The organism is Telluria sp. RB2R28 (assembly GCF_059685835.1).
The window spans coordinates 1,294,562-1,306,910 of sequence record NZ_JCASIK010000001.1 but is presented as its reverse complement, the minus strand read 5'-3'; the positions used below and the strand labels follow the sequence as shown (position 1 = coordinate 1,306,910).

The 12,349-nt window shown below is 64.7% G+C and carries 10 protein-coding genes and 1 pseudogene; 4 read left to right on the top strand and 7 right to left on the bottom strand.

What is annotated here, in order from left to right:
* Positions 1-152: 152 nt before the first annotated feature.
* Positions 153-1,106: a DMT family transporter gene (locus AC56LV_RS05800; RefSeq protein WP_499556441.1), complete on the bottom strand. Its 954-nt coding sequence runs from the start codon at positions 1,104-1,106 to the stop codon at positions 153-155.
* A 214-nt stretch (positions 1,107-1,320) separates the two neighbouring features.
* On the opposite strand from AC56LV_RS05800, the gene AC56LV_RS05795 reads away from it, so the two are divergent.
* Positions 1,321-2,289, top strand: a complete 969-nt coding sequence (locus AC56LV_RS05795; protein WP_499556440.1) for an IS1595 family transposase — start codon at positions 1,321-1,323, stop codon at positions 2,287-2,289.
* An 11-nt stretch (positions 2,290-2,300) separates the two neighbouring features.
* Here AC56LV_RS05795 and AC56LV_RS05790 read toward each other — a convergent pair.
* Positions 2,301-3,834 (bottom strand): annotated as a pseudogene (locus tag AC56LV_RS05790) (methyl-accepting chemotaxis protein); the annotation flags it as partial.
* Positions 3,835-3,926: 92 nt separating this feature from the next.
* On the opposite strand from AC56LV_RS05790, the gene AC56LV_RS05785 reads away from it, so the two are divergent.
* Entirely contained in the window at positions 3,927-4,484 is a 558-nt protein-coding gene (locus AC56LV_RS05785) for a hypothetical protein (RefSeq protein ID WP_499556439.1), read from the top strand.
* Between the two features lie 381 nt (positions 4,485-4,865).
* Positions 4,866-5,501, top strand: a complete 636-nt coding sequence (locus tag AC56LV_RS05780) for a TetR/AcrR family transcriptional regulator (protein ID WP_499556438.1) — start codon at positions 4,866-4,868, stop codon at positions 5,499-5,501.
* Positions 5,502-5,566: 65 nt separating this feature from the next.
* Here the strand turns inward: AC56LV_RS05780 and lpdA are convergent, their stop codons facing one another.
* From lpdA to AC56LV_RS05760, 4 genes are read right to left on the bottom strand one after another with little or no spacing between them, the layout of a single operon-like run.
* Complete coding sequence (gene lpdA, locus AC56LV_RS05775) at positions 5,567-6,970, bottom strand: dihydrolipoyl dehydrogenase (RefSeq protein WP_499556437.1); 1,404 nt, start codon at positions 6,968-6,970, stop codon at positions 5,567-5,569.
* Positions 6,971-6,973: 3 nt separating this feature from the next.
* Entirely contained in the window at positions 6,974-8,317 is a 1,344-nt protein-coding gene (locus tag AC56LV_RS05770; protein WP_499556436.1) for a dihydrolipoamide acetyltransferase family protein, read from the bottom strand.
* A 2-nt stretch (positions 8,318-8,319) separates the two neighbouring features.
* Positions 8,320-9,366 (bottom strand): alpha-ketoacid dehydrogenase subunit beta, encoded by a 1,047-nt coding sequence (locus tag AC56LV_RS05765; RefSeq protein WP_229424618.1) that lies wholly within the window; start codon positions 9,364-9,366, stop codon positions 8,320-8,322.
* Between the two features lie 2 nt (positions 9,367-9,368).
* A complete protein-coding gene (locus tag AC56LV_RS05760) occupies positions 9,369-10,601 on the bottom strand; it encodes a 3-methyl-2-oxobutanoate dehydrogenase (2-methylpropanoyl-transferring) subunit alpha (protein ID WP_332532000.1) in 1,233 nt (410 codons plus the stop codon).
* Positions 10,602-10,843: 242 nt separating this feature from the next.
* On the opposite strand from AC56LV_RS05760, the gene AC56LV_RS05755 reads away from it, so the two are divergent.
* A complete protein-coding gene (locus AC56LV_RS05755; RefSeq protein WP_499556435.1) occupies positions 10,844-11,401 on the top strand; it encodes a DinB family protein in 558 nt (185 codons plus the stop codon).
* A 144-nt stretch (positions 11,402-11,545) separates the two neighbouring features.
* Here AC56LV_RS05755 and AC56LV_RS05750 read toward each other — a convergent pair whose 3' ends face one another.
* Positions 11,546-12,223: an outer membrane beta-barrel protein gene (locus tag AC56LV_RS05750; RefSeq protein ID WP_499556434.1), complete on the bottom strand. Its 678-nt coding sequence runs from the start codon at positions 12,221-12,223 to the stop codon at positions 11,546-11,548.
* Positions 12,224-12,349: the final 126 nt, after the last annotated feature.

Here is a 12,349-nt window from a genome sequence, read left to right as displayed (position 1 = left end):
CCATTGTTGTTCTTTTCGGCAAATTAAATTGCGCTGGGAAATTCCACGCCCGAGAGTCTAGCAGCACATTCCGAGGTGAAATAGTCCCCGGAAGTTAATTGAACAAAAATGACACCTGCACACAACGGTCAGTGCATTGGCTGACCAATCTGTCAATGAAGCTCGGGAGCAGGACTGATGATTTTGTCATCCTTGAGGGCGCCGTGCAGTCTGACCGACCAGGCCACGCCGGCGATCAGCAGCGCGATTGCCGCGAGTTCGAGCGGCCGTGGCCCGGCGCCGCGATAGATGCAGCCGTACAGCAGCGCGAACAGTGTTTCGAACAGGATCAGCTGGCCCGTCAGCGTGACAGGCACGCGGCGGCTGGCCACATTCCAGAAATGATTGCCAATGACCGATGCGCCCAGCGCGAGCAGGGCGTTGCAGGCCCAGAACACGGTCCAGTCGCGCTCGCCCGCCACTGGCCCGCCGGCATCCCAGAATGCGAACGGTGCCAGCAGCAGTGACAGCACGCCCGTGGCCAGGCCGTACAGCGCCGACCATTCCCCGCTGCCAAAGCGCGGGTTGTTCTTCAGGTAGCGTGCATTGTCGAGCGCGTACCAGCTCCAGCACAGCAAGGCGCCGGTGGCGCACAGCACGCCGCCGGCGATGGCGATGCCGGATGCATCGACCGGTGCATGCATGAAGGTGTCGATATTGATGCAGGCGATGCCGGCCGCAACCAGCAGCAGCGGGGCCAGCATGCGCCGCAGCGGCACGGCGCCATGGTCATGGCGACCGAGCAGCGTGACGACCAGTGGCACCATGCCGACGATCAGCGACGTGGGCGCGACGCCGGCATACTGCACGCCGTACGCCAGCAGCACGTAATACACGAGGTTGCCGGCCAGCGCATGACGCACCAGGGCGTACAGGTCGGCCCGGGACAGGCTGGCGAGGAGGGCGCGCAGGCGCGTACCCAGGAGCATGAGGGCGATGGCGCCGTAGGCCAGATAGCGTCCGACGGTCAGTTGCAGCGGCGTGAACGCGGCCAGATAGGCAGGCGCAACGAACACGATGCCCCACATGGCGCCAGCCAGCAAGCCGCACAACACACCGATACCCATGCCTGTTCCTTCCCGTGATCCCATCAGCCGGGCATTCTAGCAGCGGCTCAGGCTGCCGAAGCGAGACGGGACGCCGGCGGCGCCAGACGCGCGCCATGCGCAGGGGGCTGGTGGAGGCGGAGGCGGAGGCGCAGTCAGCGTTAAATAGAGACTACTTTTGAACTGATGAGCAATCCAGTGGTCCAACCCCTGTCCACAGCGTCAGGAGTCGATCATGAAAGCGCCCCGTTTCAAGGGCTGGTTTGCAAAACTGCCTTCGCTGAACGGGCCCCAGCGCCGGCAAGTGCTCGATGCCCTGCACCCTGCAGCCGGGCTCGATCAGGTAGTCGCACTCATCAGTGAGGCCAGAGCGCCAGGCCGCTGCTGTCCCAGATGCGGCAACGAGCGCTGCTACCGGCACGGATTCGCCAACGACTTGCAGCGCTACCGCTGCTGCGCTTGCGGTCGCACTTTCAACGACCTGACCGGTACGCCGCTGGCTCGGCTGAGGCTCAAGGCCAAATGGCTCGCGTATTCTCAGACGCTGCTCGATTCACTCCCGGTGCGCAAGGCAGCAAACCGGGTTAGCGTACACCGCACCACGGCCTTTCGCTGGCGCCACCGCTTCCTGCATTGGGTCAAGCTCGACCGCCCCCCAGCGCTTAACGGCATCGTCGAGGCCGACGAAACATTTCTGCTCGAGTCACAAAAAGGTTCACGCACGCTTGATCGACCACCGCGCCACCGTGGCGGCCGCGCTGCCAAACCGGGCATTTCCAGCGAACTGGACTGTATCCTGATCGCGCGCGACCGCGAAGGGCGCACGGTCGATGCCGTTACTGGCCGCGGCGCACTGACGGCTGCGCAACGCGAGCGTGGCTTGCTGCCCAGGCTCGATCAGCAGGCGTTGCTGGTCAGTGACAGCCATGCCGCCTACCGCGCTTTTGCACGCAAGTACAGGATCGCGCACGAGACGGTCAACCTAAGCGCCGGTGTGCGTGCGAGGCGACTTGGCAACCTTGCCATCCATGTGCAGAACGTGAATGCCTACCACCAGCGCTTCAAGGTCTGGTTACAGGGCTTTCATGGCGTGGCGTCGCGCTACCTGCCCAATTACCTGGGCTGGCGCTGGGCGCTGGATGGCGAGCGAATTATTTTGCCAGGCCAATTGCTTCGAACTGCTATCAGCGTCATCAACAGATAACACTGACTGCGCCAGGCGGAAGGTGGCCACGACCGACGCGAGCTGGCTGGCCTGCTCGCGCATCGCGTCGGCCGCCGCGGCGGCTTCTTCGACGAGGGCGGCGTTTTGCTGCGTGACGCGGTCCATCTCGACGATCGCGGTATTGACCTGCCCGATGCCGGCGCTCTGCTCTTCGCTGGCGGCGGCGATTTCGCTCACGATCACCGTGACCTGGCCGATGCTGTGCACGATCTGCTGCATGGTTGTGCCGGCCAGGTCGACCTGACGCGTGCCTTCGCGTACCTGGGCAACCGAATCATCGATCAGCTCCTTGATTTCGCGGGCCGCGGCCGCCGACCGCTGGGCCAGCGTGCGCACTTCGCCGGCAACGACGGCAAAGCCGCGACCCTGTTCACCGGCGCGGGCCGCTTCGACAGCGGCATTGAGCGCCAGGATATTCGTCTGGAACGCAATGCCGTCGATCACGCCGATGATGTCGACGATGCGCTGCGACGACGCGTCGATGCGGCCCATCGTGCCGATCACGTCGCCCACGATGCGCCCGCCGTCGCCGGCCACGCCGGCGGCAGTGGCGGCCAGGGTATTGGCGCGGTGCGCGTGTTCGGTATTCTGGCGGACGGTCGACGTCAGTTCTTCCATCGAGGCGGCCGTTTCTTCGAGCGAGCCGGCTTGCTGCTCGGTGCGTGCCGACAGGTCCTGGTTGCCGCTGGCGATGTCGCCCGAGACGTGGGCAATGGTCGCGGTGCCGTCGCGCACCTGCCCGACGATGCCGGCCAGGTTCCCGTTCATGCGGCCCAGCGCATCGAGCAACTGGCCGACTTCGTCGCGCCGTCCCGACTCGATGCGGCTGGTCAGGTCGCCCGCAGCAACGCGCTCGGCCACTGCGACCGCGCTGCGCAGCGGCTGGGTGATCGAGCGGGTGATCCACCACGCGCAGCCGATGCCCAGCAGCAGCGCAGCGCCGGCCAGCGTGAACAGGATGACCCTGGTTCTGGCGTACGAATCGAGGATGGTCGTTGCAATGACGCCCGTGGCCGCGCTTTGCATCTCGGCGAACTTGCGTACCGCTGCCAGGTACGAGCCCGTCTGCGGTGTCAGGCGGTTGCGGTAGAGTTCCTCGACCTGGGCCTGGTCGCCCGCGCGCTTGGCCGCAAACAGGGCATCGCGCGCGCTCATATACGCCACGCGCTCTGCCTTGACGGTCTTGAACTGCTCGCGCACGCCCAGGTTGGCAAGTGCTGCGTCAATCTCCTGCTGCAGCACGTCCGAGCGCGCGGTAATGGCAGCGCGGCGCTCTGCGATCACGTCCAGGATCGACGCATCGGGCGCGTGGTAGACGGTGTCGTTGATCGCGGTGTTGACTTCAATATTGCGACGCCATTCGGCGATATTGCGCTGGTTCTTCATGCTGGTGTTGACGAGGCGGTGGGTCTTGCTGCCTGCCTCATCCATGCGGGTAAGGGCGGTCGCGCTCAGTGCAACGAGCAGCGCGAGCACAATGGCAAAGCCCAGCCCGAGGCGGGCGCCTAATGGTAGGTTCTTCATGGGGATGGTCCTGAAAATCAGTGGTGCAGCGCCGGAAACCGGACTGCAGATGATGGAATGCGCAAACCAGGCATGCACGGGCGGCGCCGGGCATGCGGTTCGTCGCAGTATACCGCGACACGCTGCAAAAATGTTTCCTTGAGGCAAAACTGCAACTCGGTAATGGTGCTGATTGCCATATGGCCTCGATGATGCATGCCGTGCGCTCCCAGTCCTACAGCAAACGGGCGCACGCGCCTATGGCGGCGGCGCACGATCGGCATAAGATGGCTGCATCCATCACACATCAGGAGTACCGCATGCCAATCGATAACGACAACAAGGATCAGGACGTCAAGGGCCGTAACTGGGACCAGATCACCACCGGCACCACAAGTGTGGCGACCATGGGCGCTGGTTCGACCGGCGACGTTGCCGGTAGCGGCAGCAAGCAGCCAGCGCCGGGTACGAATAGCGAAAGCGAGAACGAAACGGCGGGCGGCGGACTGCAACAGCTTGGTCGCACCGATGATCTGCTGGCAGGCGGCTCGACCGAAGAGCAGACCGATGAGGGTTTCCAGGGCAAGACCGACGAGAATGGCACGCAAGGCAGTCAGGCCGCCGCTGCCGGTACCAGCGACCGTGCTGGCAAAGGGGCGGACAACAAATAAGCACTGCACTGCTGCTGCGCTGGCGAATCGCGTTGCAGCGTTCGCCGGGCCACGCGAGATCTCCGTTAAGGCTCGCCGGCGTGGCGCGGGTGGACTAGAATGAATCTGGTCACCTTGTCTGCCAGATAACGGTGTTTGGCCACAACCGAGAGCATGATGCCAACTGCTGGCGCCTTCGATTCGATCCGGCTCAGATCTGCCCATCGGGTGCGGTGCCATTACCCTGTTTGCATAGAGAAATTGAACAGCAGGTGCGTCAATTACCTGCTGCCTGCGGGAGAACATCGGATGCCCGTGGGAGTGTCACGCCCTTGACCCAGTTGCAATGACTGACATGGCAGATTGTCATCATTATTAGTGATAATGTGTCAGAATGTTGCAATGACTCAAGAGCTTTCAAACACTCGCTCCTATCGCGGACAGACGCCGGAGCAGCGTCGCGCCGACCGGCGTAGCCGCCTCATTGCCGGCGCCATCAGCGTGTATGGTGAGCGGGGCTATCACAACGCGACCGTCAAGGCTGTGTGCGACGCCGCGGGTCTTACCGAGCGCTACTTCTACGAATCGTTCGCGAACAGCGAAATGCTGTTGATAGACAGCTACAACTTTATTACCGATCTGGTGCGTGAAAGAGTGCTGCTTGCCGGAGAATCGGCGCGAGGCGGCAGGATTGCGCGCTCGCGAGCCATGCTCTACGCTTATTTCTCTTCGATTCAGCGCGACCCCCGCTCAGCACGTGTATTCCTCGTCGAGATCCGTGGCGTGAGCGCTGCCGTGGACCGTACCTTCGACGATTCGCTGCGCGAATTCGGTCAGGCTGTCACGCGCCTGGTGGCGCCGGATCTGATTGACGACGAGTTGCTGCAGGCAGGCGTCATTGGCGGTGTGATCCATATTGCGATGCGCTGGATCGCCTGCAACTACGAGCCGCCGATCGACGAGGCCGTCGCGGCGGCGCTACGCCTTGGCACCGCTCTCTCCAAGCGGCGCCGCGGCGCGCCAGCGACCAGCGCGTAAGCAATCACCGGAAATAAAAGGGAAACAGGGCGGAAGCGCCATCCCTGTGCGGGATGGCGCCTGCGTCAGATATGCAGTGCGTGGCCCAGCGCGCGCAGGGCTGCTTCCTGCACCGCTTCACCGAGCGTCGGATGCGCGTGGATCGTGCGTGCCACGTCTTCCAGCTGCGCGCCCAGTTCGATCGACTGCGTGAAGCCCGCCGCCAGTTCGGCCACGCCGACCCCCACCGCCTGCCAGCCCAGGATCAGGTGATTGTCCTTGCGCGCGACGACGCGCACGAATCCGTCGGTGCTCTCGATCGTCATCGCCCGCCCGTTGGCGCTGAACGGGAAGCTCGCGCTGATGGCATCGATGCCGGCCGCTGCGGCTTCGCCGGGCGACATGCCGGCCACCACGATCTCGGGATCGGTGTAGCAGACGGCCGGAATGGCCGCCGGATGGAACCAGCGCCGCTTGCCGGCGATGATCTCGGCCACCATCTCACCCTGCGCCATCGCGCGGTGCGCCAGCATCGGTTCGCCGGTCAGGTCGCCAATCGCCCAGACATTGCGCATCGACGTACGGCATTGCTCGTCAACCTTGACTGCGCGCCCGTTCATGTCGAGCATCAGGTGTTCGAGGCCCCAGCCGGTGGTTGCCGGCTTGCGGCCGACGGCCACCAGCACGCGGTCGGCCTCGAGATAGGCTTCCACGCCGGATGCGTCGCGCACCTTGACCCGCTCGCCCTCCATGCCCAGCACCGACGTGGCCAGGCGGACCTCGACACCGAGGCGCTCGAGCGAACTGGCAACCGGTTTGACCAGATCCGCATCGTAGGCCGGCAGGATGCGCTCGGCCGCCTCGACGACCGTGACCTGGCTGCCCAGCTTGCGAAACGCGGTGCCCAGTTCCAGCCCGATATAACCGGCGCCGACCACCACCATGCGGCGCGGCACCTCGCTCAGTGACAGCGCCTCGGTCGACGATATGACCGGCCCGCCGAATGGCATGAATGGCAGTTCGACCGCATGCGAGCCGCTCGCCAGCAGCAAGTGTTCGCAGCGGATGCGCACCGGCTCTTGCCCGCTGCCTTCGTGCGGCTGCACTTCGACCGTCTTGCCGTCAAGGACGCGGGCCCAGCCGCGCACCACACGCACGCCCTGTTTCTTGAGAAGGGCGCCCACGCCGCCCGTCAGGCGCTTGACGATGCCGTCTTTCCAGGCCACCGTCTTGTCGAGGTCGATGCTGGGCGAATCCACCCTGATCCCGAGCGGCGAGGTTTGCGCCGCGTAGTGCACGGTCTTCGCGTATTCGTCGGCCGCATGGATCAGCGCCTTCGATGGAATGCAGCCGATGTTCAGGCACGTGCCGCCCGGCTGCGCGCCTTCGACAAGGACGGTGGGGATGCCCAGCTGGCCGGCGCGAATGCCCGCCACATAGCCGGCCGGGCCGCCGCCAATAATCAGCAATGTCGTGTTGATTGTCTCCATCGCTTACTCCACGAACAGGGTGGCAGGAAATTCGAGGTAGCCCCGGATCGACTGCACGAACTGGGCGGCCACCATGCCGTCGATGACGCGGTGGTCGAACGAGGATGACAGGTTCATCATCTTGCGCGCCACCATCGCGCCGTCACGGATGACGGGACGGTCGACGATCCGGTTCACACCGACGATGGCGACTTCGGGCCGGTTGATGACGGGCGTCGTGACGATGCCGCCCAGCGCGCCCAGGCTCGTGATCGTGATCGTCGAGCCGGTCAGCTCGTCGCGCGTGGCCTTGCCGCTGCGGGCCGCTTCGGCCAGCCGCGCGATTTCGGCGGCGCTCGACCACGGATCGCGCGACTCGGCGTGGCGCACGACCGGCACCATCAGGCCTGATTCGGTCTGCGCCGCGATGCCGATATGGGCCGCGTCATAGGTCGTCAGCGTATTGGCCTCGTCGTCGTAGCGCGCGCTCATCATCGGATAGCTGCGCAGCGCCAGCACCACGGCGCGCATCAGGAGCGGCAGCAGCGTGAGCTTGCCGCGTTCCTGGCCATAGCGGGCATTGAGTTGCAGGCGCAGCGCTTCGAGTTCGGTGACATCGACTTCTTCGACGTAGGTGAAGTGCGGGATGTTGCGCTTGGCTTCCTGCATCTTCTCGGCGATCTTGCGGCGCAGGCCAATGATCTGCGTGGCGTGTTCGCCGTGCTGTTCGGCATAGCGTTCGTCCATCGCGCCATTGGCCGCGGCGCCGCGACGGCCGGCCACGTGCGCATCCAGATCGGCATGCGTGATGCGGCCCGCAGGCCCGCTGCCAGGCACGAACTGCAGCTCGACGCCCAGGTCCCAGGCGCGCTGGCGCACGGCCGGCGGGGCAAGTGGTTTTTCGCCGTCGGCGCGCAATGGTGCACCGGACGCGGCCCTGGCTGGCGCTGGCTTGGCTGCCGGAGCGGGTGCCGGCTTTGCCGGTGCAGCGGCCGGCGCTGGCGCGGCTGACGCATGCGCTGCCACGGCCTCGAGCTGCGGTTCGGCCACTTCTTCGGCTGGCGCGGTGGCCGCGCCGGATTGCACGGGTTCACGGCGCGCCTTGTCGGCGCTGACGTTGCCGGCGCCGGCGACTTCGAGGCGGATCAGTTCCGCGCCGACGGCCAGCGATTGGCCAATGGCGCCGCCCAGGCTCGTGATCGTCCCGGCGACAGGCGACGGAATTTCCACCGTCGCCTTGTCGGTCATGACGTCGGCCAGCACCTGGTCTTCGCGCACTGTGTCGCCCGGCTGCACGTGCCAGGCGACCACTTCCACTTCGGCGATGCCTTCGCCCAGGTCCGGCATCTTGATGACATGAATCCCCATGATCAACCCTCCATCACGCGTTTCAGGGCCGCGCCGACACGGTCGGGCCCCGGAAAATAAGCCCACTCCTGCGCATGCGGATACGGGGTGTCCCAGCCGGCCACGCGCCCGATCGGCGCTTCCAGCTGGTAGAAACAGTGTTCCTGAATCAGCGCGGCCAGTTCGGCGCCGAAGCCGCTCGTCTGCGTGGCCTCGTGCACGATGACGCAGCGGCCCGTCTTTTGCACCGACTTGACGAGCGTGTCCAGGTCGAGCGGCCAGATGCTGCGCAGGTCGATCACTTCGGCATCGACGCCCGATTCACGTGCGGCCGCTTCAGCCACCCAGACCATGGTGCCGTAAGCGATGACGGTCACGTCGTTGCCGGGGCGGACGATGGCCGCCTTGTCCAGCTCGACCGTGTAGTAGCCGGTCGGGACGTCGCCTTTCGGGTGGCCCGACCATGGCACGACAGGGCGATCATGATGGCCGTCGAACGGGCCGTTGTACAGGCGCTTGGGTTCCAGGAAGATCACCGGGTCGTCGTTCTCGATCGATGCGATGAGCAAGCCCTTGGCGTCGTACGGATTCGACGGCATCACGGTGCGCAGGCCGCACACGTGCGTGAAGAATGCTTCCGGGCTCTGGCTGTGGGTCTGGCCGCCATAGATGCCGCCGCCGCAAGGCATGCGGATCACCATCGAGGCCGTGAATTCGCCGGCCGAGCGGTAGCGCAGGCGCGCCGCTTCGGACACGATCTGGTCGGTCGCCGGATAAAAGTAATCGGCGAACTGGATCTCGACCACGGGGCGCAGGCCATACGCGGCCATGCCGACCGCGGTGCCGACGATGCCGCCTTCGGAAATCGGCGCGTCGAATGCGCGCGATTTGCCGTACTTCGCCTGCAAGCCGTCAGTCACACGGAACACGCCGCCGAAGTAGCCGACGTCCTGGCCATACACCACGACGTTGTCATCGCGTTCCATCATCACGTCCATGGCCGAGCGCAGCGCCTGGATCATGGTCATCGGCACGGTGGCCGCATCTTTTGGTAAATCGTCGCGTGCCATGCTCATACCCCCAGCTGTTGACGCTGACGGCGCAGGTGCTCCGGCATGTCTTTATAAACGTCCTCGAACATCGTCGCGGCGCTCGGTGCGCGCTCGTCGCCCAGGATGCCGAAACTCTCCGCTTCTTTTTGCGCGGCCAGGATCTCGGCTTCGAGCGCCGTGTGCGTCGCGTCGTGCTCTTCGTCCGACCACCAGCCCAGGTTGGTCAGGTACTGGCGCAGGCGGGCGATCGGGTCGCCCAGCGGGAAGCGGGCATAGTCGTCTGCCGGGCGGTAGCGTGCCGGATCGTCCGACGTCGAGTGCGGGCCGGCGCGGTAGGTGACCCATTCGATCAGCGTCGGGCCCAGATTGCTGCGCGCGCGTTCGGCGGCCCAGCGCGAGGCGGCCAGCACGGCCAGAAAATCATTGCCATCGACGCGCAGCGACGCGATGCCGCTGCCGACGCCGCGGGTGGCGAAGGTCACGCTCTCGCCGCCGGCAATCGCCTGGAAGCTCGAGATCGCCCACTGGTTGTTGACCACGTTGAGGATGACCGGCGCGCGGTAGACGTGGGCAAAGGTGAGGGCGGTGGAGAAGTCGGATTCGGCGGTGGCGCCGTCGCCGATCCAGGCCGACGCGATCTTGGTGTCGCCCTTGATGGCCGAGGCCATGGCCCAGCCGACCGCTTGCGGGTACTGGGTGGCGAGGTTGCCCGAGATCGTGAAGAACCCGGCGCTGCGCACCGAGTACATCACCGGCAACTGGCGGCCCTTGAGGGGATCGCGCTCGTTCGACAGCAACTGGCAGATCATGTCGACCAGCGGCACTTCACGTGCCATCAACAGGCTTTGCTGGCGGTAGGTCGGGAAATTCATGTCGCCGTCCTGCAGCGCGAGCGCGTGGGCGGTGCCGATCGCTTCTTCGCCGAGGCTGATCATGTAAAACGACATTTTTTTCTGGCGCTGGGCGATGACCATGCGCGCATCGAAAATTCGGGTTTTCATCATCGTGCGCAGGCCGAAGCGCAGGAGGTCGCGGTCGGGCGCTTCGGCCCAAGGGCCGACGGCGTTGCCGTGCTCGTCGAGCACGCGGATGAGTTGCTGGGCCATGTCGCTCGTCTCGAGCGGGGCCACGTCGATGGGCGGGCGCCGGACAGCGCCGGCAGGGGTCAACTGGAGGTACGTAAAATCGGTCTTGCAGCCCGGACGGCCGGTAGGCTCCGGTACGTGCAGCGACAGAGGATTGCTCTGGCTCATATGTGCTTTCCCTTGTGAGGTGGTGTGCAGCATGAAGATCATAGCGTGCTGATTGACGTTTACGTCAACTGCGGCGAACTATTTTCATATTGCTATGCACCATACGGGAGCGGCATACGCAGAAGAAACGGGGGGCTCGTGCAGCGTCATGCAGTGTGTGCGGCCAGGTAGTGCGGGCAACGCGATGCAGCAATTTAATTTTCGAAGGAAAGACGCGCGGGTGAGAGAATCGAGCTTCCCCCATGACCGGAGGCATCATGCCGACCTGTGACGACATCCTTCTGCTCGCACGCTACAACGCGACGATGAACCGCCAGCTGTACGACGCGGCCTCGACCTTGCCGCATGAACTGGTTACCGCCGAGCGGGGTGCCTTCTTTGGTTCATTGCTGGGAACGCTGAACCATCTGGTTGCAGGCGACAGCATCTGGCTGTCACGCTTTGCTGGCCATGCGAGCGACTTTCGCGCGCTCGAGGCGTTACGTGGCGCAGCGATCCCCAGCGACTTGCGTCAGTCGTACGGGGACAGCCTGGCGCTGCTGCGCGTGCAGCGCGAGCGGATCGACGGGATCATCATGGCGCTGGCGGCCGAGGCAACGGCGGCCGATCTGGCCCACGTGCTGGCTTACCGCAACACGCGTGGCGCCTCGTTCTGCAAGCCGTTCGGCAGCCTGCTGCTGCACTTCTTCAATCACCAGACCCATCACCGCGGCCAGGCCAGCACATTGCTGACGCAGGCCGGCGCCGACATCGGCGTGACCGACCTGCTGGTGCTTATCGGGGACCAATCGCCGGCATGACGCCGGCGCGCCGCTCGCGCAGCCAGAACCCCAGGCCCGGCAGCGCCAACCTGCTGAAGCGGGAAAGTGGTGCTTAAATTCTATGCAGCAAATTCAACGAGCGAAGCAGGCCGCTGAAAGGCGGTTGGACTTGCCTCGGGCCGCTCAGAACAGATAGGTGATGCCGAAATTGAGCGAGGCAGGTCGATATTTCGGCTTGCCGATCAATACATTGCCAGCATCAGAGGCCTTGAACGTGCCGCTCTCGACGCTCGTCCAGCGCGCATCGCCGCTCAGGCGCCAGCGGGGCGCGAGGATGTACTCGGCGCCCACGATGGCTTGTACCGCCACGCCGCCTTTGCGCGAATACTCCTGCTCCGACCCGTTGCGGTCAACGTCGATATCCAGCCCGATCACGTAGCCCAGACCCGCGCCGATGAACGGACGTAACGCGCCGCGGGCGGGGAAGCGGTAGTACGCGTTCAAGAGGACCAATTCTGAAAAGATGTTGCCATCGACTTCGACACCACCGACGCGCCTGAGATAATTGCCGCGCTCGTCCAAAGCCAGCTCGACGGCCCACCCGTTGCCGAAGCGACGACCCACGGCGGCGCCGAAACCAAGACCGCCACCAAATTTGGCCGTGCCTCCCACACCGGGACCGGTAGGACGGAACTCCGAAAAGCTTGTCGATGGCGCTGCGGGGACGCCCCCGTGAGCGCTGGCGTAGAAGGCTGCTTCGTCCTGGGCGACTGCCGCCAACGGCGCCAGCAACAGGACTGCGGTGACGTAGGTGACGTAGGTGACGTAGGGGACGTAGCGCGACTTGAAAGGCTGGTTCATGGCAGTCCTTTGGCAATGGAACTACAGAGCAGAACAGCCAATCACTTTACAGTTTTTTCGCTTGCTGTAAATACCATTTTCGCCACACACCCGGTTAACGGGCGGGCGTCCTGTGCGCGCACAACA

Bases quoted from the DNA above. Each gene is read 5' to 3' on its own strand.
- AC56LV_RS05755 (WP_499556435.1), top strand. From the start codon at position 10,844: ATGACCGGAGGCATCATGCCGACCTGTGACGACATCCTTCTGCTCGCA.
- AC56LV_RS05785 (WP_499556439.1), top strand. From the start codon at position 3,927: ATGCGGTTCGTCGCAGTATACCGCGACACGCTGCAAAAATGTTTCCTT.
- AC56LV_RS05750 (WP_499556434.1), bottom strand. From the start codon at position 12,223: ATGAACCAGCCTTTCAAGTCGCGCTACGTCCCCTACGTCACCTACGTC.
- AC56LV_RS05795 (WP_499556440.1), top strand. From the start codon at position 1,321: ATGAAAGCGCCCCGTTTCAAGGGCTGGTTTGCAAAACTGCCTTCGCTG.
- AC56LV_RS05760 (WP_332532000.1), bottom strand. From the start codon at position 10,601: ATGAGCCAGAGCAATCCTCTGTCGCTGCACGTACCGGAGCCTACCGGC.
- AC56LV_RS05780 (WP_499556438.1), top strand. From the start codon at position 4,866: ATGACTCAAGAGCTTTCAAACACTCGCTCCTATCGCGGACAGACGCCG.
- AC56LV_RS05800 (WP_499556441.1), bottom strand. From the start codon at position 1,106: ATGGGTATCGGTGTGTTGTGCGGCTTGCTGGCTGGCGCCATGTGGGGC.
- lpdA (WP_499556437.1), bottom strand. From the start codon at position 6,970: ATGGAGACAATCAACACGACATTGCTGATTATTGGCGGCGGCCCGGCC.
- AC56LV_RS05765 (WP_229424618.1), bottom strand. From the start codon at position 9,366: ATGGCACGCGACGATTTACCAAAAGATGCGGCCACCGTGCCGATGACC.
- AC56LV_RS05770 (WP_499556436.1), bottom strand. From the start codon at position 8,317: ATGGGGATTCATGTCATCAAGATGCCGGACCTGGGCGAAGGCATCGCC.